The organism is Sphingomonas sp. Leaf242 (assembly GCF_001422045.1).
Classification (GTDB): domain Bacteria; phylum Pseudomonadota; class Alphaproteobacteria; order Sphingomonadales; family Sphingomonadaceae; genus Sphingomonas.
Map to the genome: position 1 here is coordinate 49,619 of NZ_LMLW01000014.1, position 26,677 is coordinate 76,295.

The 26,677-nt window shown below is 63.9% G+C and carries 24 protein-coding genes; 14 read left to right on the top strand and 10 right to left on the bottom strand.

Annotated elements, in window-relative coordinates; genetic code table 11:
• Positions 1-26: 26 nt before the first annotated feature.
• On the bottom strand, positions 27-689 hold the full coding sequence (locus ASF09_RS19260; RefSeq protein ID WP_060527706.1) for an ABC transporter ATP-binding protein: 663 nt from the start codon (positions 687-689) through the stop codon (positions 27-29).
• Here ASF09_RS19260 and ASF09_RS19915 point away from each other — a divergent pair.
• From ASF09_RS19915 to ASF09_RS19275, 3 genes are all read left to right on the top strand, one after another.
• Positions 672-1,952 carry a glycosyltransferase family 4 protein gene (locus tag ASF09_RS19915; protein WP_162237261.1) on the top strand — a complete coding sequence of 427 codons (1,281 nt, stop codon included), beginning with the start codon at positions 672-674 and terminating at the stop codon, positions 1,950-1,952. The genes ASF09_RS19260 and ASF09_RS19915 overlap by 18 nt on opposite strands.
• 62 nt (positions 1,953-2,014) lie before the next feature.
• Positions 2,015-3,292, top strand: a complete 1,278-nt coding sequence (locus ASF09_RS19270; protein ID WP_060527708.1) for a glycosyltransferase family 4 protein — start codon at positions 2,015-2,017, stop codon at positions 3,290-3,292.
• A gap of 98 nt (positions 3,293-3,390) precedes the next feature.
• Complete coding sequence (locus ASF09_RS19275; RefSeq protein WP_060527709.1) at positions 3,391-4,566, top strand: hypothetical protein; 1,176 nt, start codon at positions 3,391-3,393, stop codon at positions 4,564-4,566.
• A 41-nt stretch (positions 4,567-4,607) separates the two neighbouring features.
• Here ASF09_RS19275 and ASF09_RS19280 read toward each other — a convergent pair whose 3' ends face one another.
• From ASF09_RS19280 to rfbC, 6 genes are all read right to left on the bottom strand, one after another.
• Entirely contained in the window at positions 4,608-5,789 is a 1,182-nt protein-coding gene (locus tag ASF09_RS19280) for a lipopolysaccharide biosynthesis protein (protein WP_200912605.1), read from the bottom strand.
• A 33-nt stretch (positions 5,790-5,822) separates the two neighbouring features.
• The gene (locus ASF09_RS19285) at positions 5,823-6,656 is read right to left on the bottom strand and encodes an ABC transporter permease (protein ID WP_235529900.1); all 834 of its coding nucleotides are present in this window, start codon (positions 6,654-6,656) and stop codon (positions 5,823-5,825) included.
• 193 nt (positions 6,657-6,849) lie between these two features.
• Positions 6,850-7,719: a glucose-1-phosphate thymidylyltransferase RfbA gene (gene rfbA, locus ASF09_RS19290; protein ID WP_060527710.1), complete on the bottom strand. Its 870-nt coding sequence runs from the start codon at positions 7,717-7,719 to the stop codon at positions 6,850-6,852.
• Positions 7,716-8,645: a dTDP-4-dehydrorhamnose reductase gene (gene rfbD / locus ASF09_RS19295; protein WP_060527711.1), complete on the bottom strand. Its 930-nt coding sequence runs from the start codon at positions 8,643-8,645 to the stop codon at positions 7,716-7,718. Before rfbD ends, rfbA begins: the two co-directional genes overlap by 4 nt.
• Positions 8,642-9,697, bottom strand: a complete 1,056-nt coding sequence (gene rfbB, locus ASF09_RS19300) for a dTDP-glucose 4,6-dehydratase (RefSeq protein WP_060527712.1) — start codon at positions 9,695-9,697, stop codon at positions 8,642-8,644. Before rfbB ends, rfbD begins: the two co-directional genes overlap by 4 nt.
• Before the next feature lie 11 nt (positions 9,698-9,708).
• On the bottom strand, positions 9,709-10,281 hold the full coding sequence (gene rfbC, locus ASF09_RS19305) for a dTDP-4-dehydrorhamnose 3,5-epimerase (protein WP_060527713.1): 573 nt from the start codon (positions 10,279-10,281) through the stop codon (positions 9,709-9,711).
• A 317-nt stretch (positions 10,282-10,598) separates the two neighbouring features.
• Between rfbC and ASF09_RS19310 the strand changes: the two genes are divergently transcribed.
• Positions 10,599-11,246, top strand: a complete 648-nt coding sequence (locus tag ASF09_RS19310; protein ID WP_056056120.1) for an outer membrane protein — start codon at positions 10,599-10,601, stop codon at positions 11,244-11,246.
• Positions 11,247-11,506: 260 nt separating this feature from the next.
• A complete protein-coding gene (locus ASF09_RS19315) occupies positions 11,507-12,667 on the top strand; it encodes a glycosyltransferase family 4 protein (protein ID WP_156359454.1) in 1,161 nt (386 codons plus the stop codon).
• Positions 12,668-12,680: 13 nt separating this feature from the next.
• On the opposite strand, the gene kdsA is transcribed toward ASF09_RS19315, so the two are convergent.
• Positions 12,681-13,520: a 3-deoxy-8-phosphooctulonate synthase gene (kdsA, locus tag ASF09_RS19320; RefSeq protein WP_060527714.1), complete on the bottom strand. Its 840-nt coding sequence runs from the start codon at positions 13,518-13,520 to the stop codon at positions 12,681-12,683.
• A gap of 214 nt (positions 13,521-13,734) precedes the next feature.
• Here kdsA and ASF09_RS19325 point away from each other — a divergent pair, with 214 nt between their 5' ends.
• The 5 genes from ASF09_RS19325 (at position 13,735) to ASF09_RS19345 (ending at position 18,993) form a co-directional block, all read left to right on the top strand.
• Positions 13,735-14,721: a KpsF/GutQ family sugar-phosphate isomerase gene (locus ASF09_RS19325; protein WP_060527715.1), complete on the top strand. Its 987-nt coding sequence runs from the start codon at positions 13,735-13,737 to the stop codon at positions 14,719-14,721.
• The gene (locus tag ASF09_RS19330) at positions 14,718-15,569 is read left to right on the top strand and encodes a 3-deoxy-manno-octulosonate cytidylyltransferase (RefSeq protein ID WP_268795653.1); all 852 of its coding nucleotides are present in this window, start codon (positions 14,718-14,720) and stop codon (positions 15,567-15,569) included. The genes ASF09_RS19325 and ASF09_RS19330 overlap by 4 nt, the downstream gene beginning before the upstream one ends.
• A complete protein-coding gene (locus ASF09_RS19335) occupies positions 15,566-16,192 on the top strand; it encodes a histidine phosphatase family protein (protein ID WP_443025037.1) in 627 nt (208 codons plus the stop codon). Before ASF09_RS19330 ends, ASF09_RS19335 begins: the two co-directional genes overlap by 4 nt.
• Before the next feature lie 69 nt (positions 16,193-16,261).
• A complete protein-coding gene (locus tag ASF09_RS19340) occupies positions 16,262-17,305 on the top strand; it encodes a phytanoyl-CoA dioxygenase family protein (RefSeq protein WP_060527743.1) in 1,044 nt (347 codons plus the stop codon).
• A complete protein-coding gene (locus ASF09_RS19345; protein ID WP_082444507.1) occupies positions 17,302-18,993 on the top strand; it encodes a capsular polysaccharide export protein, LipB/KpsS family in 1,692 nt (563 codons plus the stop codon). Before ASF09_RS19340 ends, ASF09_RS19345 begins: the two co-directional genes overlap by 4 nt.
• Positions 18,994-19,082: 89 nt before the next feature.
• On the opposite strand, the gene ASF09_RS19350 is transcribed toward ASF09_RS19345, so the two are convergent.
• Positions 19,083-19,757 carry a sterol desaturase family protein gene (locus ASF09_RS19350; protein ID WP_235529902.1) on the bottom strand — a complete coding sequence of 225 codons (675 nt, stop codon included), beginning with the start codon at positions 19,755-19,757 and terminating at the stop codon, positions 19,083-19,085.
• Between the two features lie 175 nt (positions 19,758-19,932).
• Here ASF09_RS19350 and ASF09_RS19355 point away from each other — a divergent pair, with 175 nt between their 5' ends.
• Positions 19,933-20,691: an SDR family NAD(P)-dependent oxidoreductase gene (locus ASF09_RS19355; RefSeq protein ID WP_156359455.1), complete on the top strand. Its 759-nt coding sequence runs from the start codon at positions 19,933-19,935 to the stop codon at positions 20,689-20,691.
• Here ASF09_RS19355 and ASF09_RS19360 read toward each other — a convergent pair.
• Positions 20,678-22,195 (bottom strand): LTA synthase family protein, encoded by a 1,518-nt coding sequence (locus ASF09_RS19360; RefSeq protein WP_327196600.1) that lies wholly within the window; start codon positions 22,193-22,195, stop codon positions 20,678-20,680. The genes ASF09_RS19355 and ASF09_RS19360 overlap by 14 nt on opposite strands.
• 244 nt (positions 22,196-22,439) lie before the next feature.
• On the opposite strand from ASF09_RS19360, the gene ASF09_RS19365 reads away from it, so the two are divergent.
• The 3 genes from ASF09_RS19365 to ASF09_RS19375 all read left to right on the top strand — a co-directional run bounded on the left by ASF09_RS19365 (position 22,440) and on the right by ASF09_RS19375 (position 26,414).
• Positions 22,440-23,780, top strand: coding sequence for a capsule biosynthesis protein (locus ASF09_RS19365; protein ID WP_060527719.1), 1,341 nt, complete (start codon positions 22,440-22,442; stop codon positions 23,778-23,780).
• A gap of 318 nt (positions 23,781-24,098) precedes the next feature.
• Positions 24,099-25,178, top strand: coding sequence for a replication initiator protein A (locus ASF09_RS19370; RefSeq protein ID WP_082444509.1), 1,080 nt, complete (start codon positions 24,099-24,101; stop codon positions 25,176-25,178).
• A 420-nt stretch (positions 25,179-25,598) separates the two neighbouring features.
• Positions 25,599-26,414: a helix-turn-helix domain-containing protein gene (locus tag ASF09_RS19375; RefSeq protein WP_082444511.1), complete on the top strand. Its 816-nt coding sequence runs from the start codon at positions 25,599-25,601 to the stop codon at positions 26,412-26,414.
• The last annotated feature ends 263 nt before the right edge of the window (positions 26,415-26,677 follow it).

The following is a 26,677-nucleotide window of genomic DNA, read 5'->3' on the forward strand; positions in this document are numbered from 1 at the left end:
CATTAAATATCATGCGTTGTGCAGCATCATATCCCACGGCTTTGAAGACGATGATGGACCTCGCAGGCTTCCGCGATCGAGTCATAATGAACCAGGGCACCGCCATATAGAACAGCGCCTTTCCGGCAATATGCCTTCAGCGTTCCCGGATCGTGCGAAATCATGACCAACGTTGCATTGTCACGGCGCGATATAAGAGCATCTTCGGAACGACGACGGAACCGTTCGTCGCCGGCCGCAGTCACCTCATCGACCAGATAGCAGTCGAAATCGATCGCCAAGCTGATCCCGAAGGCCAGACGCGCATTCATTCCGGCGGAGTACGTGTTCACAGGCTGATGGAGATACGCTCCAAGCTGGGCGAAATCTTCAACGAAATCGAGCAGTTCTTGCTCCGGTTTATCGTATATCCGCGATATGAACCTGGCGTTGTCGGCTCCGGTCAGACTGGACTGAAACGCATTTGCGTACCCGATCGGCCACGACGTGGTCATCGAACGGGTGATCTTGCCCGACGTCGGTTGCTCAACGCCCGAGATAAGCCGCATCAAGGTCGATTTCCCGGCGCCGTTCGCACCGCAGATACCGATCGAATCCCCTTTCTCGATTGTAAAGTTGAGATCGGCAAACACGAGCTTTTCGAACTTTCGAAGATGGTAGGTCTTCGACACATGGTTGAACCGTATCATGGCAGTCCTGTCGTGGGCAACGCATCGAGGCGTTCGCCTTCAGCATGCTGCTGCCGTACAGGCTTGCCGATGGGTTTGGAAGGCACGGTAACCATGGGTTGGGGGCAAAGCACCGGCAATGTGCCTATATGCGTCGATGGCCGGATGATCGGGCCGGGTGGAACGGGGGTATCCACGTATGCGCGGTCGCTGGCGGAGGCGGTCGGTGCGATCAGCGAGCATCGCTATCTACTTGTCGCCCGGCGAACCGACGACGGGCCCTTGATGCAGGCGCTAGACCTTTTGCGCAACACGCCCCGCCGGCTGGAGCGACGCAGCGATTGTCGAGGGGGAGTGCTGGAAGGGCGAGACATATTCCGTCGTGCCCATATCCATTTCAAAGTCCGTCGCCGACTGTATCGCGTCCGCTGCGACGTTCCGCTGGGCATCATGCACTGGACGTATCCGGTACCGATGATGATGGAGGGATGGATCAACCTCTATACTGTTCATGACGCGATCCCGTTCGATCGGCCCGACCTGACTCCCATAAATGCCCGCCGTCATCGCGCGGTCGTCGAGGCAATCGTCGCGCATGGCGACGGGATCACCACCGTCTCGCAAAGCGCACGCAAGGCGCTCGTGAGCGCGCTCGGCTGTCGCCCGGAATTCGTTGCCGATACCGGCCAACCGGTCGACATCGCCGACGCCGTACCCGGCCCGCTACCGACCGGGCTCGTGAAAAACGGGTATTTTCTGGTGGTCGGATCGGTTGAACCGCGCAAGAACCTTGCCACGATTCTGGCGGCGTTCCGTTATGCGGATACCGACCTTCCGCTCGTCGTGGTCGGGCCCGACGGGTGGCGGGCCGGCCCGATCTTGGCCGATATTGCGGCGACGCCGCGAGTGATCCGCATCGCGTATGCCGAACGCGATGTCTTGCTTGGACTGATCCAGAATGCACGAGCGCTGATCTTCCCGTCGCTTGCGGAAGGGTTCGGCCTTCCGATCGTGGAGGCGATGGCGCTTGGTACGCCGGTCCTGACCAGCGACCGAGATGCGCCCGCCGAGATTGCAGGGGATGCTGCGCTGACGGTCGATCCGACGAACATTGCAGCCATCAGCGCCGCCTTGATCGAATTGGCGTCGGATGATGCCCTGAACGCGATATTGTCGCAGCGCGGTATCGCACGCGCCGCGATGTTCTCTCGGGATCGCTTCGTCGGCCGACTTGGGAGGGTTTACGACGATGCGTTGCAGGCAAGGGCAGACAGGGGTAACTAGCCGGCCTTTTATCACTAAGGTACACACACTTGCGGATCGGCATAGATGGCTACAATTTGGCAATGCCGCACGGTACCGGAATCGCCACATACGGACTGATGCTTGCCCGCACGTTGCATGCGATGGAGCATCGGGTCGATGGTATATTCGGCCTCGACATCTCCGGTCCTGTCGACCAGCGCGAGACCCTGTTCTACGATCGTCTCGCCCGGCCCAGCGAACGACGTTCACGACGAAAAGGTCTTGGCCGTCTGCTGTCTACGTTCGGTGCAGCGCGTGGGCTGGAAATGCATCAGGTGCCATCCGGCACGGTCGACACACGCGCTTTGGCAGGGCTGTTGGCGGATTTCGATACCTTATGGAGCAGCGGTCATCTGTTCGAACGCGCACATGCCTATTTTCGTGCGACCGGCCGCTTCGCGCGCCTGCGCATGCCGAATCCCCCCGACATCATGCATTGGACCTACCCGATACCGGTCGTCCTGGAGGGAGCGCGCAACGTCTATACTTTGCATGACCTCGTACCGTTACGACTACCGTTCGCAACGCTCGATGAGAAACGGGTCTATCGGTCTTTGATCGACGGCTGTGCATTACACGCGGACGCAATCTGCACCGTTTCTGAAGCCAGCCGGAACGATATCCTCGATTTGCTTGCAATCGATCCTGATAAGGTTGTGAACACCTATCAGGTGTCCCCGATGGAAAGCGAAATCCTCGACGAAGATCCTGATGAATCCGCGCGCAAGATAGATGCTATTTTCGGGCTCCCGAAAAACGGATATTTTCTGTACTTCGGCGCAATCGAGCCCAAGAAAAACCTCGGTCGCTTGATCGAGGCGTATCTCTCTCTCGGCACCGAGACACCGCTCGTCATCGTGGCAGCGCGGTCATGGCAAAGCGAGGCGGAGCTGGTTCTGCTGCCGCGGGCCGACGATATGGCAAGCCCCCGTCACGCTCATCTCGAGCGGCGGATCATCCAGATCGATTATCTGCCCCGTCATCTGCTGATGCGGTTGTTGCGCGGCGCGCGCGCGCTGGCCTTTCCATCGCTGTACGAGGGGTTCGGACTGCCGGTGCACGAGGCGATGCTGTTGGGCGTGCCCGTCCTGTCGGCGAAAACCGGATCGCTGCCAGAAGTCGTCGGGGATGCGGGGGTGCTGGTCGATCCGTACGACATAGCCGCGATTTCGGCGGGACTGCGTCGGCTGGACGAAGACCCGGCACTGCGTGCTAGACTGTCGGATCGCGGTATGATCCAGGCATCGCGATTTTCGTCCGATCGCTACCAGAGCGCCCTGAGTGCGTTATATCGCAAAGCCTTGAGTATGCCCTTATGATTAAAAGCGTTGCCCTCGAGCGCTCCGATCCCCCTTCGGACCGACTCAGCTTTCTGCCCGTGGATCCTTTTGCGGCGAAGCGGGACATATCCAGTCGCGTGACCGGGCTTGGCGGCCCGCATCCGAGCGACGATCCAGGCTATGTCTTTCAGTCGCTCGATATCTATCCCGTCGTCGGACCGGTGCGTTTTACGCTTCACTTTCACCAGCTGGTCGCAACCACCGGCACGCTGACCGTGCAGATACGCGTGGCGTCCTCCTACCCCGGAACAGTGTCTATTCCGATCAAGACCGTAACGGTCCCGTTGCCTGAACTTGCCCAGAACGATGGTGTGTTCGTCGTCGAGATCATCAGTCGCCGTAACATGGTCTATACGATAGGCGGCAGGATCGATGACGAGACCGATAGCAGTGCTGCGGCCTTGAGCCTGTCCGTCGACCCCCGAGAGCGCGACGTGCCCTTGCCGAACTCGAAGGCGGTTAGGTCGCTGGCGGCGCCCGCAGTCATTCCGATTGAAAAGTTCGTTCCGCGACCCGAGCTGGCCACGATGCAGCCCGCGCTGCTTGCCCGGCCAGTATCGCAGGCGATGACCGAGCGACAACGGCGGGACCCGCTGGTTGAAGCTTGGGATACCGCGCTTCATCAGCCCGATGGCACGGATATAGAGCGGTGGCAGAACGCATTCGTTTTGCAGGCGCTGCATTATTATGGCGTCAGCACCGATAGCGGGTCGGCGCTGTGCATCAGCGGCAGGCGGCAACCATTGCCCAGCTATCTTGCCGGTCGCGGATGCAAGGTTTTGGTGGCTGCCGGGCACCACAGCGATCTACCCGAGGGCGATCCCGGGTTGGCCTTGGAACGCCTGCTCTATCCCGATCTCTGCGCGTCGACACGATTTTTTGATGCGGTCGATCAGACTGTGTTCGAGAATTTGGCGATTCCGTCGGGGCTGTCGAAATTCGACTTTATGTGGTCGATCGATGTGACCGCTGGACCGGATGCGCGGATGCACTTTCCGCACATGCTGCGCGCAAGCTTCGATTACCTGCAGCTCGGGGGCGTTGCGGTCCATATTCTGCAATATTCAGGCGAAATCGGCGCTGCTCCTGATCCAAACTCGGCAAGCTATGGACGTGCGGAGATCGAGCGCTTGGCATTGTCCCTGATCGCGGACGGCCAGGAAGTCGCGCAGCTCAAGTTCGACGTGGATCAGCCGGACACGCCGGGCGATCGGCATATTCCCTTTGCCTTGATAGCTCGCCGGGTTCGATAGTCCGGCGAGCTATCAGCGGTGGTCGTTTCTCGTGTCGGCGATCAGGCGGTATGCTCTCGAACGCCTGCCGCAATCAGCCAACCAATGCTGTAGATAAGCAATAGTGCCAGGAAAACGGTCAGCACGATCCGGCCCCGCTGGGGATAGAGCGATTTGACGGGAACATTGGCATCGACGATCCGCACCAGATACAGTTGCTGGCGCTGGGCACGATCGCGAGCCTGGGCAAACGCCGCAGCAGCCGCCTCGTACCGCTTTCCCGCAAATTCCTGGCGGAGGCGTAGATCCTCATACCCCCCCAAATTGTTCGCGATACTGGAACTTTGGCTTGCTGAACTTCCAGCCAAGCGGCCTGACTGTGCCGCCAATTGCGCTTGCAGCGAGCGTACCTGGCGCGATAGCGCGACATATTGCGGACTGGACCGACTGATGAAGGCCCCTGCCGTTTCGAGCTGCGCTTGTGCAGCCGCCAAATTCGCCCGCAGCGTGGATACCAAGCCGATCTGAGCCTTGCCCGATCCTTCGGGATCGATGTCGGCCTTATCCTGGCGATAGGCCGTCAAATTGTCCTGGACCTCGGCCGCTGCGACTTCGGCTTCTTGGAGCTGACGTCGTGACGAGGCGATCGCATCGTTATAGCTGCGTGCGTTCATCGCATTGACCCGCTGCTCGCCCATCACGAGCAGACTGCGGATAATCGCATAGGCGTCACCGGGGCGGAAGGCGCGCACCGTCAACGTCGTAATTCCGGTGTCGTGATCGGTCCGTGCCCTTACCTTGCCATCGTAATATTTCAGCAAGCTCTCGGGCGTCGGATCTTCCGTACGCAGTCGGCTGAGCGGATCGATTTCGGGGCGGCGAAACCTGCTGACCAAGCCGACATCCCGACGCAGTTTTTCGACCGCATCGTGAGACTGAAGATAGTCCGTGACGCTGGCTGCGTCGCCAGCACCGCCGCCCATTCCCGACAGACCAAGAAGCTGGCCAAAACCGGAAGGCCCCGAGGACGGTGCATCAGCCGACCGCACGACGAAATGCGCTTCTGACTCGTATTGATCCGAGGCGATCAGGTAGTAATAGCCCGAAAGCAAAAGGGTTGGCAGTACGACGATAAGCATCATCATTCGCCGCTTGCGAATAAAATCCTTTATGTGCGTCCATAATGTCGGCCGCTCCTCGGGGGCGAGCTCCAGCGCCGGGGCAAAGATACCATGCAGGGTCATGCGATTAACTCTCGAATTCGTGCCGGCGCGCGCTCAGCTGAGGTGTATGCGGTTTCGAACTGCTCGTAAGGCAATCAAGCCAAATAAATTAAGGACAAGTGTCCAAGCTGTCATGTAAACAAAATCGACATATTCGAGTGTTGCGGACTCGAACTGTCCATACCGGACGAGTTCAAACATTTGCGGAAATGGATTGTAGAGGAGATAGTGGCGATAGGGCTCGGGTATCCAAGATACCTGATAGAAGGCCGCGGATAGCGGAATCATAAAATAGCTGAAAGGATGAACTAATCTCTCAAGCAGGGTATTATCATGCGTTCCGCCAACGATAATTGTCGACAAGCCGAACGAGAAGAAGAAAATATAGGCAATCCCTGCAAGCAGCATGAGCGGTCGGGCTGGAAAATCGGCAAACCCGATTGCGATTATCAAGCTGAGCAAGATCGTGAATGCGACGAACGTACCGGCAGCTTCCAACAATGCTCGCGCCAAAGCGATATCGAAAACCGTCACCATGCGATGATAGAGAAGTGGCAGATTGCTGTGCAGCGTCCCTTCCGCCCGGTTGACGATGCCGCGAAACATGATGAAGATCGTATAGCCGACTACCGTCAGCGCGACAGGGTTAATGGTACCCTCGTGCGCCGTTTGACCGCTGTGAAGCAGTGCGATGATGCTTCCCAGCATCAGGGGCTCTGCGATCAGCCACAGATAACCGATGTTCTCGCGACCATAGCGGGTGTGGAGTTCGCGCATGAGCACGGCACCGATCACCCTGCCTTGCACGGCCAATGCACGGCGCCAAGAGAATTTGGTCGCCGGGTTTACCAAGCCGCTCATCTCGCTTCGACTTTCATCATCTTCCATCCAGATTCAGGGCTGAGCGTACGACCGATCGGGACGTCCGCACTCGCCAAGATCCGTGGACCGAAATGCCTGTATCGCAAGCGTCGCGCAGTTTCATCACGCAAAGTGGCTCGGCATGAACGCACCTGGTCGGCAGCCCGACCGTCGGCCAACGGGTCGAAGACTGTTTCCCTCGTTTTTCCTAAGTCGCGGATCAGTCGCCATCGACGGCATTTAAAATGGCGCGACCATAAGCGGTTTTCTTGAACCGCTCACCGGCTGCACGCGCCTGATCGGCAGTGATGAAGCCTCGTTCGTAAGCGATTTCCTCAAGGCATGCGATCTGGATGCCCTGACGGTGCTGGATGGTCCGGACGAACTCGCTCGCCTCGAGCAGGCTGTCGTGCGTGCCGGTATCGAGCCAAGCATAGCCGCGGCCCATCTGTTCGACGAACAGGTCGCCAGCGTCCATGTAGATGCGGTTGAGGTCGGTGATCTCGAGTTCGCCGCGGGCCGACGGTTTGAGGTCGCGGGCAAATTGCACGACCCGATTGTCGTAGAAATACAGGCCAGTGACTGCATGATGCGACTTGGGCTTTGCCGGCTTTTCCTCGAGGCTAACGGCTTTGCCGCCTTCACCGAACTCGACGACGCCGTAACGCTCGGGATCCTCGACGCGGTAGGAGAATACCGTCGCGCAACCCTTGCGCGCGACCGCGCTCGCCAGCAGGTCGGTCAGGTGCGCGCCGAAGAAGATGTTGTCGCCAAGCACGAGCGCAACATCATCGTCACCGATGAAGTCCGCGCCGATCGTGAACGCCTGGGCCAAGCCCTCTGGCTTGGGCTGTTCGGCGTAGGCGATCGCCAGGCCGAGTGCCGCACCGTCAGCGAACAGGCTCTTGTAATTGCCGATAAATTCGGGGCTCGAGATGATCAGGATGTCGCGGATGCCGGCGAGCATCAGCACCGACAGCGGATAATAGATCATCGGCTTGTCGTAGACCGGCAGCAGCTGCTTGTTCACGGCCAGCGTCGCCGGATGCAGTCGCGTGCCCGAACCGCCTGCGAGAATGATGCCCTTCATCGGGAAATGTCCTTCTTGGGGGCCCCGAGCAGTTCGTCGAGGATGTTGCCGAGCGCGGTCTGCCAGGCCGGGGGATGGATGTCGTAGTCGCGCGTGATCGCGTCGTGGCTGAGCAGCGAATTCGCCGGGCGCGTCGCAGGCGTCGGATATTCGGCGGTGGTTATGCCCTGCACTTCGGCGCGGGCACCGCCGCGCACCGCACTCTGTGCGAAGATCTCGCGCGCGAAACCGGCCCAGGTGACCGCACCGGCATTGCTGAAATGATAGGTGCCGGTGGGGGCGGCGGGATCCTCGACGAGGCGCATCGCGATCGTCGCGAGTGCGGCTGCCAGATCGGCCGCGGACGTCGGGCTGCCGTGCTGGTCGTCGACCACGCGCAGTGTCGGGTTGGTCGCGCCGACGCGCAGCATCGTCTTGACGAAGTTGCTGCCGTGCGCGCTGACCACCCACGCGGTGCGGACGATCGCGTGGCGGGCGCCCGACGTCCGTACCGCCAGTTCGCCCCCAAGCTTCGACGCACCGTAGACGCCGAGCGGGGCGACCGGATCGGTCACCTCCCAGGCGCCGTCGCGCGCGCCGTCGAAGACGTAGTCGGTCGAGACTTGGACGATCGGGATACCGGCCTTCGCACAGCCTTCCGCAAACGCCGCGGGCGCCAGCGCGTTGACCGCCCAGGCAGTAACGATGTCACTCTCGGCCTTGTCGACGGCGGTATAGGCGCCGGCGGAGATCACCGCCGCCCAAGGTTCGGACGCGACCATCGCGGCGATCGCAGTGGTATCGCGCAGGTCGAGGTCGTCGATGTCGATCGCGGTGACCGCCCAGCCCTCCGGCCAGGAATAGCGCTTCAGTTCGGTACCGAGCTGGCCGTTCCCGCCGGTGACCAGGATCTGCTTAACGCCGCCAGCCCGAGGGGCGTCAGTCATACCGAGAGTCCGCGGCGCTGGTCGGCGCTGTGCTCAGCGACGATCGCTTCCCACCAGTCCTGGTTGTCGAGATACCAGGCGACGGTCTTCTCGATGCCGGTCTCGAACGTCTCGGTCGGCGTCCAGCCGAGCTCGTCCCTGATCCGCGTCGCGTCGATCGCATAGCGCTTGTCGTGGCCGGGCCGGTCGGCGACATAGGCGATCTGCGTCGCATAGGACTGGCCATCGGCGCGCGGGCGCAGCCGGTCGAGGATCGCGCAGACGGTCTTCACGACCTCGAGGTTCTGCTTCTCGTTGTTGCCACCGACATTGTAGGTCCGGCCGGGCTCGCCCTTTTCGAACACCGCATGCAGCGCACGGACGTGGTCTTCGACGAACAGCCAGTCGCGGACCTGGTCGCCCTTGCCATAGACCGGCAGGTCGGCACCCGCGAGCGCCTTGACGATCATCAGCGGCACCAGCTTTTCGGGGAAGTGATAGGGCCCGTAATTGTTCGAGCAGTTGGTGATCAGCACCGGCAGCCCGAAGGTGTGACCCCAGGCGCTGACGAGATGGTCGGAGCCCGCCTTCGATGCCGAATAGGGCGAGCGCGGATCGTACGGCGTCTCCTCGGTGAACAGCCCGGTATCGCCGAGCGAGCCGTAAACCTCGTCGGTCGAGATGTGATGGAACCGGAAGCGCTCGCGAGCCGCCTCCTCGAGCGACAGCCAATAGGCGCGCGCTTCGGCGAGCATCGTGTAGGTACCGACGACATTGGTCTGGACGAACGCGCCGGGGCCGTCGATCGAGCGATCGACATGGCTCTCGGCCGCCAGATGCGTGATCACGTCGGGCTTGAACTCGGCGATTGCCGCGCGGACCGCCTCGGCGTCACAGATGTCGCCCTGGACGAAGCGGTAGCGGTTCGACTGCGCGACCCGCTCGACCGTCGTCAGCGTGCCGGCATAGGTCAGCTTGTCGAAGTTGAGCACCTCGTACTGCGTGTTTTCCAGCAGATGGCGGACGAGCGCCGAGCCGATGAAGCCGGCCCCGCCGGTGACGAAAATGCGCATCGGTCTATCCTTCAGACGAGCGGGCCGAGTGGGCGGCCGTCATAGGGGAATGGGCTGTCGAAATCGGCGAGCAGCGGCTGGACCTGATCCTTCGCGCTCAGCTCGGGCGTGGTGCCGGCGGGTATTGGCCAGGCAATGCCGATCGCGGGGTCATCCCAGCGTACACCACCATCGGCTTCCGGTGCGTAGGTATCCGAGCATTTGTATGTCACTTCGCAATTGGCTTCGAGCGTCACGAAACCATGCGCAAAGCCGATCGGGATGAAAAGCTGATGACCGTTTTCAGCGGACAGCTCGGCCCCGACCCACTGCCCGTAAGTCGGGGATTCCTGACGCACATCGACCGCGACGTCGAAGATCCGCCCTCGGACGCACCGGACCAACTTGTCCTGCCCACGGGGGGGGGTCTGAAAGTGCAAGCCGCGCAGGGTAAACGCCGGTACCGACAGCGAGTGATTGTCCTGCACGAAGGTGCATGAGATGCCCCGATCCGAAAATGCTGGCACCGAGTATACCTCGGTGAACCAGCCACGGGAGTCGCCGAAACGACGGGGTGCGATGAGCTTTACCGGTGAGTAGTCCACTCGCCCCTATAAGGGGACGCGATAATTGATGGCAATCTTTCTCGGTCATGTGGGTGATTTGACATGTTTGTAACGGTCCTTCGTGTGGAATGGCTGTAGGTCGTCCCGCAAAGCGAACCCGCTGCGGTACCCTCTGGATGTCCCGCCGGATGTCGTTTGGCTAACCGAAATTTAACGAAGCTAAAATATCGGGAACCAAGTGGCGTGGCGAACCTGTGGCCCAAAAGCCACGCTTCGATTATTCTATGTTAGGCGGGGAACGTCCCGCCAGCGCCACGGTTTCAACGTCGTCTACCGTACCAATCAAGGATGTTTACATGCGTAAAATCGTTGCGCTCTGCGCGATCGCGGGCTTTGCGGCCGTTGCTACCCCGGCCCTCGCACAGGATGCGACGCCGGACACGACCCAGACCACAACCGATACCGGCCCGACCTCGTTCCGCGGTTTCCGCATCGAAGGTAACGCTGGTGGCGATCGCTTCCAGTCGCAGGGCCGCCACGACGACAAGTTCGGCTACGGCGCGAGCATCGGCTTCGACGGCCAGATCGGCGAGCGGATCGTGATCGGGCCGGAAGCGACCTACTGGCGTTCGAGCGGTTTCGGTGAAAACTGCACCGCTGGCGTTTCGGGCGGGTCGATCTGCCACAAGTCGTTCGAGGAATATGGCGTCGGCGTCCGCGCAGGCGTTCTGGTCGCACCGCAGCTGCTCGTGTTCGCCAAGGGCGGTTACGTGACCAACGAGCAGCGCAAGCGCTTCGACGCACCGGCCGGCCAGACGAGCTTCTACAACCACTTCAACACCGACGGCTATCAGGTCGGCGGTGGCGTCGAAGCCTCGATGGCGAACCGCTTCCAGGGCCCGCTCTCGGGTCTCTACGTCAACGCGCAGTATGTCTACTCGCAGTATGACGACCACACCTCGCGTCAGCGCGTGATGGGCGGCATCGGTATCCGCTTCAAGTAAGCGGTTGACGCCATCGGTGGTCTCGACCGCCGATGGCGTAGCTTTGCCGACAGGCAATCTGCCGCTAGGGACGATCTCGCTAGCGGCAGCCGTGGCATTCCTCGGTAAGCCACATTCCGACGTGGTCCTGCGTTGGGTTTCGAGGACAGATACGTGCAATTTCCCTACCGGGCCTTTTGCCGGGTCGATCGCAAGATCGACGACCGTCGGCCATGACCATGGTTGACCGCCCGCCCGCCCCCGCTCGGAACGACGTTGCCGTGGCGCCTCCCCTACTAATCGACGTCAGCCGCTCGATCTGGCGCTACTGGTCTGGTCGGCTGCCGACCGGCATCGATCGCGTGTGCCTGGCATATGTCGAGCATTTCGGCCTGCGCGCGCAGGCGGTCGTCCAGTGGAAGCGACGCCGCATCGTGCTCACCGCGGCCAATTCGCGACGCCTGATGACGCTGCTGGTCGCGCCGGGGCCTCCGTCCCGGCAGACGCTGATCGCGGTACTGGGCAAAGCGATCCCGACCGCGTTCGCCAGCGCGCCGCAGCGCGGTCAGCTCTATCTGAATATCGGCCATACCGGGCTGAACGACGACAGTCTGGTGACCTGGATCGCCCACCATGGTCTGCGTGCGGTCCATCTGATCCACGATCTCATTCCGATCGAGACACCCGAATTCTGTCGGCCAGGCGAAGCCGGCCGGCACGTCCAGCGCATGACCAACGCCTTGCGCAGCGCAAGCGGGATCATCGGCAATTCTGAGGCCACGCTGACGGCGTTGCGCGACTTCGCCGCTCAGCATGGTCTCCCCTCCCCGCCGATGGTCGCCGCGTGGCTGGCCGGCGACGTGCTGCCGGCTGAGGTCGCGCCGACGCCCGCCGATCATCCCTATTTCGTGGTCGTCGGCACGATCGAGGGGCGCAAGAACCACCTGCTGCTGCTGCAGGTGTGGAAGCGGCTGGTCGAACGGCTTGGTGACGCGGCCCCGCGCCTGCTGCTGGTTGGACAACGCGGCTGGGAGGCCGAGGGCGCGTTTGCGTTGCTCGACCGCAGCATCGCGCTGCAGGGCGTGGTGATCGAACGCGGCCGCTGCGACGACCACGAACTGGCGGGACTGCTGAAGGGCGCGCGCGCGCTGTTGATGCCCTCGTTCGCCGAAGGGTTCGGCATGCCGGTGATCGAGGCGTTGCAGCTCGGCGCGCCGGTGATCGCATCCGACCTGGCCGTGTTCCGTGAGATCGCGGACACGATCCCGACGTTCATCCCGGTCCACGACGCGGGAGAATGGGAGCGCACGATCCTCGATTTCTGCGGCCCCTCCCCCGAACGCGCGCGGCAGATCGCGGCGATGCGCGCATACCGGGCACCAAGCTGGGAGGGCCATTTCGCGATCGTCGAGCGCTGGCTGGAAACCCTCCCGGCCCAATAAAATCCCGGTAAGGTCAGAGCATCGGCGTCGCCTTGACCACCGCGTCGATCGCCATCAGCTGACGCAGCAACGGCTCCATGTCATCCAGCGGCCAGGCATTCGGGCCATCCGACAGCGCCTGGTCGGGATCGGGATGCGTTTCGATGAACAACCCCGCGACGCCGGCACCGACCGCGGCGCGCGCCAGCAACGGCACGAACTCGCGCTGGCCACCCGATCGATCGCCCTGCCCGCCCGGCAACTGCACCGAATGGGTCGCGTCGAACACAACCGGGCATCCGGTGTCGCGCATGATCGCCAGGCTGCGCATGTCCGATACCAGATTGTTGTAGCCGAACGTCGCGCCGCGTTCGCACACCGTGAAGCTGTCCGGATCGCAGCCCGCCTCGGTCGCGGCGCGGCGCGCCTTGTCGATGACGTTCGTCATGTCGCCCGGCGCCATGAACTGCGCCTTCTTGATGTTGACCGGCTTGCCGCAGGCCGCGACCGCCGCGATGAAATCGGTCTGGCGCGCGAGGAACGCCGGCGTCTGGAGCATGTCCACCACCTCCGCGACCGCCGCGACCTGCTCGGCGGTATGGACGTCGGTGAGAACGGGGACGCCGATCTCGGAGCGCACCTTGGCGAGGATCCGCAGGCCTTCGTCCATTCCGGGCCCGCGGAACGACAATCCGGAACTGCGGTTGGCCTTGTCGAACGAGCTTTTGTAGATCAGCAGGATGCCCAGCCGGTCCGCGATACGTTTCAGCGTCTCGGCGGTCGACAGCGCAAGCGCTTCGTTTTCGATCGCGCATGGACCCGCGATCAGGAACAAAGGTTCCGTCGACCCCACCGCCTTGCCGCACAATTGCATCTATCTTAACCCTTCGTCATTCGATGACCGCCGCAATTATCGGTATCAAACCGACATCGTTACGGTTGACCGCGAGAACTGTAAAAACTGGATCACCCGTCACACTTGCAGTATGGGCCGCGCGACGGCTCCCGGCCGTCGTGTATCTTTTAAGGGACGGATTCGCCATATGCGATATGACGAGCCCCTCCGGCGAGGTGACGAGTTGCAGTCCATGGAAATGCGTAAAGTCGGCGACGCCGCGCTGGTATCGGCGTTGAAGACGGTTCGGATCGAACAGGAAGCGCTCAACATTCTCGCGATCGCGCTGGAGAATTCGGCACTCCGCGATGCGTTCAAGCTGTCGGTCGCAGCGATCGCGGCGACCTCCGGCCGGCTGATCGTCAGCGGGATGGGCAAGAGCGGGATCATCGGCCGCAAGATCGCCGCGACGATGACCTCGACGGGCACGCCGTCGCTGTTCATCCATCCGGGCGAAGCCAGCCACGGCGATCTGGGGATGATCACCCCGAGCGATATCGTGCTCGCGATCACCTGGTCGGGCGAGACCGCCGAGCTCGGCGACATCATCGCCTATTGCCACCGGTTCAACATCACGCTGATCGTCGCGACCGCTAAGGCGAACAGCACCGCGGGCAAGGCTGCGCATATCTGCCTGGTCCTGCCGCATGTCCGCGAGGCGTGCCCGAACGAACTCGCGCCGACCTCGTCGACGACGCTGCAGGCGGTATTGGGGGATGCGCTGGCGATCGCGCTGATCGAGCAGCGCGGCTTTTCGAAATCCGATTTCCTGTCGCTGCATCCGGGCGGTCAGCTCGGTGCCAAGCTCGTCACCGTCGAGCAGTTGATGGGCCGTGGCGAAGAGGTGCCCGTGGTCCGGCTCGGTGCGTCGCTGATGGACGCGACCTTCGAGATGAGCCGCAAGCGTTATGGCTCGACTGCGGTCGTCGATGCCGAGGGCAATCTGGTCGGCGCGTTTACCGATGGCGATCTGCGGCGCAGTTTCGCGACCCAGCATCTGCAGGATCCGATCGAGGCGCATATGACGCCGACCCCGCTCGCGGTGCCGCCAACGACGCTGTCGACCGAAGCGCTGCGCACGATGAATGCTAATGCGGTCATGGTCCTGTTCGTGTGCGACGGGACCAAGTTGATCGGCGTGCTGCACGTCCACGACCTGTTGCGGGCTGGCGTCGTCTGACTCCCGTTCAATCTGGCGTTCAGCCTGGCGTCCAGCCACCTACAGACCTGATCGTCGTTCCGGCGCGATACGGCTCGACGCGGTTGCCGGGCAAGCCGCTGCTCCGGATTGCCGGCCGAACGCTGCTGGAGCGCGTCGTCCAGGTCGCGCACACCGCCGCGACGATCGCCGGCGGTTGCGACGTGGTCGTGGCGACCGACGACGACCGCATCGCTGAGCACGCAGACTTACTCGGCTGCGACGCGGTGATGACGGCCCGTGATATCCGGTCGGGCTCGGGGCGCGCCTGTGCCGCGGCGGGGGGGCGTGACGTGCGGCCGCATATCATCGTCAACCTCCAGGGCGATGCACCGTTCATTCCGGCCGAGATGGTCGCCGCGCTGATCGCGGCCGCGCGGGCAAGCCCCGCCGCTTGCGTCACCCCGGTGGTGCAACTCGACTGGCCTGCGCTCGATGCGATGCGGGCGCACAAGGCGCGGTCGCCGTTCAGCGGTACGACCTGCGCCCGCGACGCCGACGGCAAGGCGTTCTGGTTCTCGAAGACGATCATCCCCGCGATCCGCGACGAAGACCGTCTCCGTGCGGAAAGCCCGCTGTCGCCGGTGTTCCGTCACCTCGGGCTCTATGCCTATCGGATCGACGCGCTCGAACGTTTCGAGGCGATGCCCCCGACCCGCTACGAGCGCCTCGAAGGGCTCGAACAGTTGCGCTTCCTCGAGATGGGGCTTGATATCCAGACGATCGCGGTCGCGCCGCCTACGCATGCCATGTCGGGGATCGACACGCCGGAGGACGTCGCGCTCGCCGAGGACCTGATCCGGCGCTTCGGCGACCCTTACGCGTCGTGATCCGAACGTTCGTCATCGTCCGCCACGGCAATACCTTTGCCGATCACGAAGCGCCGCGCCGGATCGGCGCGAGAACCGACCTGCCGCTCGTCGCCAGCGGGCATGAGCAGGCGCATCGGCTGGGAGGCTATTTCGCCGAACAGGGTTGGCGCTTCGACACTATCCTCTGTTCGCCGCTCCTGCGGACGCGTGAGACCGCGGAGGCGATCCGCGGCGCGTTCGACGATGCGCCGACCGTCATCCCCGCGCCGCTGCTCGCCGAGATCGATCACGGGCAGGACGAGGATCGGATCGAGAGCGAGGTGATCGCGCGGATCGGCAGCGACGCGCTCGCCGCATGGGAAGCGCACGGCGTCGCGCCCCCCGGCTGGGTCGTCGATGCTCCGGCGCGACTGGCGGGATGGCGTGCCTTGTTTACGGAACAGGCGTTTACGGAACAGGTGGGAAGCACGACCTTGCTCGTCACGAGCAACGGTGCCGCGCGGTTCGCGCTGCTCGCCGACGCCGCCCTGATGACGCAGGCATGTGCGCTCCCCAGCTTGAAATTGCGGACCGGCGCGTTCGGGATCATCCGGAGCAGCGATGCCGGTTTGCAGTGCGTCGCCTGGGATCGGCGCCCATAAACTGCCTATGATCGATCCCGCTCGACCAGCATGCTTGCGTCCGTCGATCTCCTCGAAGAGAGGGTGGCGATGAAACCGGCCCGTTACCTCTTATTGCCCTGGTGGATCGCGCAATTGCCGACCGGCGCCAAGGCCTTCAGCGACAATCCGATCATCGGCTCTCCGCTGCTCAATCGCTGGGGCCTGCATGTCGCACGGATTCGTCTGGCGGGGCGGCTGGCGTCCGCCCGTCGCAGGCGGCTCGCGCGTCTCGTGTCGCCCGAGGATCGCACCGCGTTCGACCGCGACGGCTTCGTCCTCAAGCCGGGCTTTCTGCCGGCCGATGTGTTCGCCGATCTCAAGCGACAGGTGCTGGCGCACGTCGCCCCGGCGCGCGAGATGGTGCAAGGCGACACGATCACCCGCCGGATCGCGCTCGATCCCGCCGCGCTGGCGGCGATGCCGGCAGTCGCGGCGTTGGTCGGCAGTGCCCGGTGGCGTGGGCTGATGCGCTATGTCGGCAGCTTCGACAGCGAACCGGTCGGCTATATCCAGACTATCCTCAGCCATGTGAGCGATGCCGCGCCCGACCCGCAGACCGCGCTGCACGCCGACACCTTCCACGCGACGGTCAAGGCGTGGCTGTTCCTGACCGATGTCGCCGAGGATGAAGGCCCGTTGGTCTATGTCCCCGGGTCGCACCGGATGACGCCGCAGCGGCTGGCCTGGGAACGCGATCGCAGCGTTCGCGCGCGGTCTGGTCTCGATCGGCTGTCGGCGCGCGGATCGTTGCGGATTACGCCGGAAGAACTGCCGGCGCTCGATCTGCCCGAACCGCAGGCATTCGCCGTACCCGCCAATACCCTGGTCGTCGCGGATACGTCGGGGTTTCACGCGCGCGGTGCTTCGGTCAGACCATCGGTGCGGATCGAGATCTGGACCTATGGCCGGCGCAATCCCTTCCTGCCCTGGACCGGGCTCGATCCGTTCAGCCTGCCCGGCATCGCCGAGCGTCGTGCGCCGCTGGCCTGGTCGATCCGCGACCGGTTGCGCGGGTTGCTGGGCCAGCCCTGGAGCGACGCCGGGCTGAAGACCGCGGCTGCGCCGGCGCATTCGGACGGGACGGTACCGTGAGGGACGCGAAGACCGTCCCTCTGCTCCGCGCGCCGCCTTTTCCCGGCGCGACCGTGACGTATTCGGGCCCGATACCCGCCACTGACAGTGCGATCGCGCCGGCGGTCGAGCACGCCGACATCGCGCGGATCTTTACGGCTATCCGGGAGGCCAGGGTCGGGGGCCCCTTCTGGACGAGACCCGCCGCTGCGTCGGATGCCCGCACGATCGTCCGCGCACGATCAGCGTCCGAGGTCGCTGACCTTCGTGCGAGCATGACCGATGCCGAGCAGGACGCGGTCGTCTGGCTGCTGCCGGCCGATCGCGCGCGCGACCCGGCATTGCGCGTGCCGCATCCGCGTGGAGCGATGATCTTCGGGGAGGTCGATCCCTGGTCGCTGCTCGACGACGCCGTGCAACTGGTCGCGCATGGCGACGACGAATGGGTGGCGTTGGCGGACATCGCCGGAAGCGCCGTACGGATACTGTCCGACGGGGCCTATGGCACGCCGGATACGCCCCTGGAGACGCGCCGCCAGCGGATCGCCACCGCGCTGGTCGACACGCGCTATCGCGACCCGGCGACGGGTCTGGACACCGGCATCGATGCGACGATCGCGCATCTCGGCTTCTGGCGGCGGATCTGCGACGGCAATCGCGGGATCGTCGCGGCCTGCGGTATCGCCTGGTGGAAGCGCCGCGAGATCGCGCGCTTCCTCTGGTCGCCGGGTCGCCGGTTACGGTATTTTTCGTCCGAACGCCGCGCCATCGCCCATGCCAAGCGGCACGGTGGTGCGGTCGCGGTGTGGCCGTCGCGGATCTCGCCGGCAATGGCCCGCGATGCCGCGGCCGCGGACGTCCCGCTGGTGCGGGTCGAGGATGGCTTCGTCCGGTCGGTCGGGCTGGGCAGCGACATGGTGCCACCCTCCTCGATCACCGTCGATTGGCGCGGAATCCATTATGATCCGAGCCGCCCCAGCGATCTCGAGACGTTGCTCGCGGAGACGCACTTCCCCGCGGCATTGCTGGCGCGCGCGGCGCATCTCCGCGCGGCCATCCTGGCGGGCGGGATCAGCAAATATGGCGGTAACGCCCCGCACGTGTTTCCGGCCCGCCAACCCGGGCGTCGTCTCGTGCTGGTGCCCGGGCAGGTCGAGGACGACATGTCGGTCAAGCTCGGTGGCGGGGGCCTCGCCAGCAACCTCGAACTGCTGCGCCGCGCGCGTGCGCTCGAGCCCGAGGCCGAACTCTGGTTCCGGCCGCACCCCGATGTCGATGCCGGGCATCGCAAGGGCGCGGTGCCCGATGCGGACGCGTTGGGCGTTGCCGATCGGATTGTCCGCGGAGGCGGCATGGCCGCATTGCTCGAACGCGTCGATGCGGTCCATGTCCTGACCTCGCTGACCGGTTTCGAGGCGTTGCTGCGCGGGTGCGACGTTACCTGCCACGGCATGCCGTTCTACGCCGGCTGGGGGCTGACGCGCGATCTGATGCCGCTGTCGGACCGCCGGGGCCGTGGGCTGGCGCTCGACGAACTCGTCGCCGGCGTGCTGATCCTCTATCCGCGGTATCTGGATCCGGTGAGCGGCCTGCCCTGCGAACCCGAGACGCTGTTCGCGCGGATGGTCGCCGGCGATGCCGTCAACCGGCTTGGCTGGGTCACGCGCCTCCGGCAGATTCAGGGTCGCCTGATGAAGGGGCGTCGCTGAAGCAGGGTTGAGACGGGCCCGAGACGGGGGCGCGTCGAACCGATCACCGCTGCACCATGTCTCGGTGAAGCCCGCAGTCGGACCCTCGATCAGGAGTGTACGGGAGTCTCCGGCGCGGTCGCTGCCGCCTTGGCGGAGATATGCGAGCCGAACAGGCGATCCCAGAAGATCGTCGTGATCGCGTAATTGCCGTCGCGACGACCAAAATGATGGCGCAGGTGATGGCGGCGCAACGCACGCATCAGCGGACCGCGCGCCGGTAGCTGATGGCAGGCGTAATGGATGCTGTCATAGGCGACGTAGCCGATCGCGAACCCCAGGAAGATCACGGTGCCCGCAGGCCCGAACGCCGACGCCAGGCCGATCCAGATCGCACCCGACCAGGTCACGCTGACGATCGGGGGCATCAGGCTGCGATAGGGATCGTTCGGATCGGAATGATGATTGCCGTGCATCACATAGCCGAGCCAGCGGCCCAGGTCCGACTGCAATTCCAGGTGGAACAGAAAGCGGTGCATGCAATATTCGAACAGCGACCAGATCAGCAGACCCGTCATCACCAGTCCGACCCAGGTCAGCGGCGCCACGGTTCCCCAGCCCGCCCATGTGACCAGCACGAGGATCATGGACCAGGTCGCGACGAACGCGCGGGGCGATATCACGGTCAGGCGTTCGAGCAGATCGCTGCGAAACAGCCGAAGGCGTTGCGGATACTCGGCGCCTCCGCCGTGGTTCGGCCTTGGCTCTTGTCTACGCATACTCATACCGCCGCTATGGACAGAGGCGGGGTGCCCCTGTCAAGTGACACTAGGAGCAATAGATTATCCTGAGCTTACCGAGAAACGGCATCTGTCGACGGGCTGGTTCAGGTTTGCGCCAAGTTATGGTGTAGACGACACACCCGACAGCCCCGTCAAATAAGCGCCATTCAGGATAGACGTGCGACAGCGAATTCTCATAACCGGTGCCTCGCGAGGGTTGGGCGCCGCGATCGCGCGGCACTATGCCGGTCCGGATGTCCTGCTCGTGTTGTGGGGACGTGACCACGAACGGCTCGAGCAGGTCGCGGATCAGTGCCGTGACGCCGGTGCGATGGTGACTCTCCGATTGCTCGATCTCGTCGATCCCGCAGCCGCGCTCGCCGCGATCGACGCGGAGGAGTCTGCGGGAGGCATCGACATCGCCGTGCTCGCGGCCGGGCTCGGCGATATCCAGGGTCGTCACGAACGGGGCGAAGACCCGGCCCGGATGGTCAGGCTGGGCATGGTCAACTTCGTCACGCCGAGCGCGATGGCCGCGGCGCTGGCCGACAGGATGGCAGCGCGCGGCCACGGCCATATCATCCTGATCGGATCGGCCGCGGCGTTTCATGCGCTCCCGTTCGCCGCGGCCTATGCCGGATCGAAGGCAGGCCTCGCCCGCTTCGCGCAGGCACTGCGGATCGGCGCGGCCCCTCATGGCGTCAGCGTGATGCTCGTCTCGCCCGGCCCGATCGACCGGCCCGAAGGGCGTCAGGTCGCAGCGCCGCAACGCCTCCTGATGCAACCCGCCGACGTCGCCGCGCGGATCGTGGCGGCGAGCGCACGCGGCCACGCGCATCTCGTCCTGCCCTGGCCGTTCGCCGCGTTGCGGCTGGTCGATCGCCTGCTGCCCGCGGGCCTGCGCGATCGGTTGCTGCGGAGCCTCAGGCCGAAGTGACGGAGGCGCCGCGGACCGCGTGCAGGATGGCATGATGGAGCTCGTCGGGGGTGAGATCGATACGGCCATCGGCGCCGGCGACGGGCGCCGGGACCGGCTTTCCGTCGACGAACCGCAGCATCACATAGGGCGTGTGGCGGACCGGCCCCGGTTCGGCCACGCCGGGAATGCTCGGTCGATGATCGCCGAAGAAGACCAGCAGCGCGGAGCGGCCGGTATCGGCGAAGCCGTCGATCAGCTCGGTCAGCATCGTGTCGCTGTTGCGGACATGATGGAGATAGGCGTCGAGCCCGCCCGGCGATCCGGTCAACCGGTCCTTCATCCACGGACCGTGGTTTTCCATCGTCACCGCATAGAGGAACGTCGGTTCCGCAGCGTCGTCGATTAGTTTGCGGAGCGACGCCCCGAGCGTCCGGTCGGCGACGTAGCGGCCGGTGCCGGGTTCTGCCGGCGGGAAATGCTCCTCCCCGATCAGGCGGTCGAAACCGATCGCCGGCATCATCTGGTCGCGCCCGTAGAAGCGCAGGTCGTGCGGGTGCACGAACAGACAGCCATAACCAAATGCGCCAAACTTCGCAGACAAGGCATAGGAGCCTTCGCGTCGCGCGGTCAGAAAGGGATCGTAGCGACGAAAGCCCAGCGCCGCCTCGCTACGCCCGAACAGCACGCCGAATTCGGTCCGCATCGTATAGGCGCCGAACCCGCTGACGCCGAGGTTGCCCCATTGCGATGCCATCGCGCGCGCCCGCGCCAGTCCGGGCAAGGCGTGCAGGGGATCGTTTGTCAGGTCGACCGGATCGGCAAAGGATTCGCACTGGATGACGATCACGAGATCCGGCCGGGCAAAGTCTGCTGCTGGATCGGTTGCCGATAGCGATCCGTCGGAAAATTCGGTCGGGCACAAGGGAGGATCGGGGGTTTCGCGCCAGCGTAGCCAATATAGCAGCAGCGTCGCGATCAGGCCGTGGCGGGCGAGATCGGCGTCGATGTCGGGTATCCGCGCGAGGCCGGCAAAGGCCTTGCCGTGGAGCAGCGCCGCCAAGGTGCCTCCCGCCAGCAGCAGCACCCCTGCCCCCACGAGATGCGGCGTCAGATGCGGCACGAACAGCCAGACCAGCGCGAGGAGCAGGCCGAGCGCACCGATCGCCAGCCCCGACTTCTGCTGGATCGACAGCGCGGTGAAATAGAAACCGGGATGTCGGACCAGCGCGGAGAGCAGCGCGAGATCGGAGAACAACAACGGCTCGCCCAGCATCGCGTGCTTGGCGTTCGATGCGGTCACGAACACCGCCATGAGCGCGACGACCAGGCTGGCGGCAACCGGTGCGCTTCCCGAAAGCGCCAGGATCAGGCCGAACAGCGCGGTCATCGTCAGACAATGCAGGATCAGTCCCGGTGCACTGCGCAGCGCGCTGCCCCGATAGCGGTGCCGCGGTCGCACCGCCGCATCGAGCGCCAGCGAGACGCTCTGCATCAGCAGGAAGGATATAAAACCGATCGTCACAGTCTGCCGCGGTGTCGGACTCGAAGGAGGGTCATGGGATCGACGCGCGAAGGCAAGCGACGACGGGCTTGTAGCGGCGGGCGTATAGCGGGAGGCCGTGAGGCTGTCACCGCCGGTCATCTTGCCTCCGTGCGTCAACCTATCTAGCTGCCGGGTCCACGGCCCGGATGCCGACGGACACCCGCCATGATGCACCGCATTATGTGTCTATCGCCTGCATCGGATATGTATGAAAGGCTGCCGCATGCTTTCTTCCTTTGCCGATGTGCCCGACATCACACCCAAAATAGCGGCGCCGAGTTCGACACTACCCCCGGCGCGACGCAACGTCCTGCTTCTGCAAGGGCTGATGGGGCCGCTCTTCGGCCGGGTCGGCAAGGCGCTGCGCCAGCAGGGCTACGGGGTCTACAAGGTCAATTTCAACGGTGGCGACCGGCTGTTCTGGCGGCTGCCCAACGGCATCGACTATCGCGGATCGCTCGCCGACTGGCCCGACGCGCTGGCGCGGTTGATCGACGAGCATCAGATCACCGATGTCATGCTGTTCGGCGACTGCCGGGCGATGCACCTCGGCGCGACCCAGGTGTGCCGCACCCTCCACATCCCCGTCCATGTGTTCGAGGAAGGCTATATCCGGCCGGACTGGGTGACGCTCGAACTGGGCGGCGTGAACGGCCATTCGAGCTTGCCGCGCGATCCGGCCTGGTACCGCGCCCAGGCCGCGACGCTTCCGCCGATCCCCGAGCATCGCCAGGTCGCATCGTCGTTTCGGCGACGCGCGCTCGAGGCGGTCGCCTATAACGTCGCCGACGTCTTCAGCCGCTGGTATTACCCGCATTGGGCCAATCACCGCCCCTGGCATCCGCTGGTCGAGGCGATGGGCTGGGTCCGCCGGTTGCGCGGGCGCAAGCAGGCGGCGGTGCGGGCGGCCGCGCTGGTCGCGCAACTCGAGACCCGCGGCGATCCCTATGTGCTGTTTCCGTTGCAGCTCGATTCCGATGCCCAGATCCGGCTGCATTCGAGCTTTGCCGGGATCGCCGACGCATTGCGGATGGTGATGCATTCCTTTGCCGAGAATGCCCCTGCCCCGCTGCGACTGGTCATCAAGGAGCACCCGCTCGATAACGGCGTCCGCGACTGGCGCGAGGAGACCGCGTCGCTCGCCGCACTCCACGGTATTACCGACCGCGTCGACTATCTCGAAAGCGGCGACATGGTGCCGATCGCGTGCAAGGCGAAAGGCATGGTGACGATCAACAGCACCAGCGGGACGCTCGCGCTGATGCAGGGCGTCCCGGTGATCGCGCTCGGCCACGCGGTCTACGACATGGACGGGATCACCTTCCAGGGATCGCTCGACGAGTTCTGGCGCGATCCCGGCAAGCCCGACGCGGAGACGTTTGCCGCCTTCCGCCGCGTGCTCATCGACCGGTGCCTGATCCCCGGCGGTTTCTTCTCAGAAGAAGCGCTCGCACGCGTAACGGAAGGCGTGATCGCCCGGCTGGAAGCGGCGAGCCCGAAGCATATCGCGACAGACGGCACGGGCGCGTTGTCCGCCGCCTTGCAGGTCACGAAGATTTCCTGACTACTATCCTACATGACGACCTGTCGACATGTAGGATAGCGGCGCGACAGAGATCGCTTTGTTTAGGCCAGAGCCAGAGTTCTTAGCGCAACAGGCAGCGGTCCGACATGTCGACAAGCAGACATCTCGATCGACGGCGCGGTTGATCGAGCGCGGGGCACCCTGGCTTGCAGCACTCTGCAACCGGTCGCAGGCCTGCGCCATGCACCCGTTGAATTCATACTCGAAAGCACGAGCTTTTCACCGAAAACCGCGATTTTCCTCTCCGTCTCCCTTGGCAGGCTCCCATAAGTTCGTGCTTTCGAGTAGAAATAGCCGATGACCCGACCCAGCCCTGCCAAGCGTCCCCCTGTCCCGCGCGCCAAACCCCGCAAGTCGAGCGCCGGCCAGACGGAAATTCCGCAGGGCGACCTGTTCCTGCTCGACAGCCCGTTATACGGCGAGATCCGCGGCGAGCGATCGCTGATGGCGTTCCCGTTCTTCGCGCTCAGCAAGAATGCGTGGATGAAGCCGCTCAGCTACAAGACCGACACCGTCACGATCGAAGTCCGGCCCAGTGCGAGTGGCGTCGCGACGATCTACGACAAGGAGATCGTGCTCTATATCGCCAGCCTGATGGCCGCCAAGCTCGAGGCCGGCGAGGATGTCGCGCAGGATTTCGTCTTTACCGCGCACGATCTGTTCAGCGTCACCGGCAGCAACCACAGCGCGCGCTCCTATGGGCGGCTGTCCGAAGCGCTCGAGCGGCTGCAGGGTACCCAGATCAAGACCAATATCGAGGCGGGCGGCGAAGGCGAGGAAGGGTTCTTCTCATGGCTATCCGAAGCCAAGCTCCATTATAACAAGACCCGCGCCGGCGAACGCCGCCTGAAGGCAGTCAAGGTGCGGCTGTGCGACTGGCTGTTCCGGGCGATCCTGCTCGACCGGCACGTGCTCGACTATGCCGCGGCGTATTTTCAACTCGGTCCGATCGAGCGGCGGATCTACGAAGTCGCGCGATCGACCGGCGATGGTGACGGATTCGAGATCGACCTTGCGACCTTCCGGTTGCAGATCGGCTACCAGAACCCGCTGGCGAATTTTCGCGCCGCGTTGCGACAGATCGTCGTCGCCGACACGATCCCCGACTACCGGCTCGACCTGGTCGAGACGATCGGCGATCCCGACGGCACCGAGGTCGTCAAGCGGGGCCGCAAGACCAACCCCGTCAGGGTCGTGATCACCAGGCGGCTGACTGCGCTCGACGAGCACCCCAAGCCCCGGCTGTCGCGGCAGCTCCTGTCGACCGCGGAACCGGTGCCTAAAGCGCCCCGTGAAGCAGGTCGTGAAACTGGCCGGGAACCGAGCCGCGAATCACCGCGCGAATCAGGGATCACCGAGTCGGAAGACCTGTTTTAATTGATACTCGAAAGCACGAACTTTCCCGCGAATTGATACTCGAAAGCACGAATACGCGGACGAATTGATACTCGAAAGCACGAACTTTCGACAGGATAATCGATCGATTTTCGTAATTGATACTCGAAAGCACGAACCGCGGACGCTTTCGTTATTACAGATTAACTGCAAAAATCGGGACATGTCGGCGATGACGTCGGTGGAACGCAAATTGGAGCGGCTGTGACCCAATAAAGGAAAGCCCGGCACGAAGGCCGGGCATCCCAAGGTAGTGATGGAGCGACGTCGCCAAACGTCGATTCCGGGGTCGAAACTGACCGACCCTCTCCACATAGCCTGACACGGACTTCGGTTCAAGGATGCGCGTTTCGCGCCACGCTCTCTCTTTGTCTCGGTCCCAGCCCCATAAGGGGATGGAAGATGGCTGTTTTTACCTTGGGCCAGGCGACCGCGCAGGCGCTGGGCGCGGTTGCAGGACGTCAGTCGCCGCGCCGGCCGTCACCTGGCCTGTCTCCAGGCTTGGGCGCGCGGGCGGGCGGTCCACATCGCACCGGTGCGCCGGTGCTGCGCGACAGCATCGAGGCGGGTACGTTCGAGACGCTGTTCTTCACCGTTCCGGCCAAGGGCGAGACCGACAAATTGTTGCGGATCGCCAGGCGAACACTCGATGCGGGCCGTCAGTTGCGCCGCGAGGCGCGCGCCGGCGACCGTATTCTGAGCGCGGCCGAGCGCCGGATCATCCTGCTCACCGCGGCTGCGGTCCGCGTCTACGAAGAGATCCTCACCTTGGCGCGGCTCAACAAGGGGCGCGTCTTTCCGAGCTACGACCACCTGTCCAAGGCGACGAGCCTGGGCCGTGCGACGATCGCGCGCGCGCTGCATATCCTCGAGGACATCGGCTTTCTCGTTCGGCAGCGGCGATTCAAGCGTGTCGAGGCCGAGGGCCCCGGGCCGCGCTATCGGCAGACCTCCAACGTGTACCGCCCTACCCTGCCCCAGCGCGTCCTCGCCTATCTGCCGCGGTGGATGCGGCCGGCGCCGACGCCCGACGACGTCGTCCAGCAGCAGGCGGATCGGATCGACGATACCGCGGCCATGCTGTCCGGATTGTCGTGTCACGATCTGGCGGCGGTGACGGTCGGGGGGCAATTGGGCAAGATGCTGGCCAAGCTCGGAGCCGGTGTCGACCGGATCGAACGCGAGTCTCAAATCCAGCCTCAACCCCTCCTAAGTTGATTGATAGAAAGAGAATCGATGTCGAGTTGGTTAGCAAAAAACGGTAAAAACCAAGTCCAGGAGTGCCGGCGTTGCCGTCACATGCTCCCTAGCTGGAGCAAGCGGTGAGCGCCGTCTTTCAAAGGCATGGTGGTCATACGGTCAGCCGTCGATCCGACATGTCGCAGCTCGATGATCATCTGCACTTGCGCCGCTACCGGCCGCTTGGCAGCATCACGTTCCAGGTTCCGGTCCGATAGCTAGATTCAGCTCGGACCATAGTG